Raw genomic sequence first — 254 nt, forward strand, 5'->3', positions numbered from 1 at the left:
TTGACGTTGCTGGCAGCCTCCTCGGCCGCTGCTGCAACCGTGGTCGACTGACTGGCCGTCTCGGTCGCGGTGGCCGTCATCGTCTGTGCTGTCGCCTGCAACTCGGTGGCGGACGAAGACACCATGCCGATGATGCCGCCGACCTCCTGTTCGAAGCTGTCGGCCATCTGGCGCATGCCGGCCTTGCGCTGTTCCTCGGCTGCTAGGCGGGCCTCCGCGGTCTCTTCTTCCAACGCCTTCATGCGGATCAGGCC

At 66.1% G+C, this 254-nt stretch carries 1 pseudogene; it reads right to left on the minus strand.

Features of this window, described 5'->3' with window-relative positions:
- Positions 1 to 254 (minus strand): annotated as a pseudogene (locus tag MKL11_RS00320) (methyl-accepting chemotaxis protein); the annotation flags it as partial.

The organism is Methylobacterium sp. J-077 (genome assembly GCF_022829365.1).
In the GTDB taxonomy this organism is placed as follows: Bacteria; Pseudomonadota; Alphaproteobacteria; order Rhizobiales; family Beijerinckiaceae; genus Methylobacterium.